Origin of the sequence: uncultured Shewanella sp. (genome assembly GCF_947497935.1) — a bacterium.
Taxonomy (GTDB): Bacteria; Pseudomonadota; Gammaproteobacteria; order Enterobacterales; family Shewanellaceae; genus Shewanella.
Genome location: NZ_CANMIO010000063.1, coordinates 1 through 301 on the forward strand (window position 1 = coordinate 1; position 301 = coordinate 301).

General features: G+C 44.2%; 1 tRNA gene and 1 rRNA gene. Both read left to right on the forward strand.

Annotation, left to right across the window (positions count from 1 at the left end):
• The first annotated feature begins 139 nt into the window (after window positions 1-139).
• A tRNA-Thr gene (locus Q1A86_RS21160) sits at window positions 140-215 on the forward strand.
• Window positions 216-232: 17 nt separating this feature from the next.
• Window positions 233-301: ribosomal RNA gene (gene rrf, locus Q1A86_RS21165) — 5S ribosomal RNA — on the forward strand; the annotation flags it as partial.

A 301-nucleotide genomic window follows, 5' to 3' on the forward strand; every position in this document is an offset into this window, starting at 1 on the left:
AGAAGTGAAACACAGTATCGCCGATGGTAGTGTGGGGTCTCCCCATGTGAGAGTAGGTCATTTCCAGGCGCCTATTTTACTCGTTGAGAGTAATATTAAATCGCTGATAAAGTGTAAGACGATTTAATATAAAAGATTTGCTGATATGGCTCAGTCGGTAGAGCGCATCCTTGGTAAGGATGAGGTCCCCAGTTCGATTCTGGGTATCAGCACCATGATTTAAAAGAATTTGTCTGGAAACCATAGAGCTGTGGCACCACCTGAATCCATTCCGAACTCAGAAGTGAAACACAGTATCGCC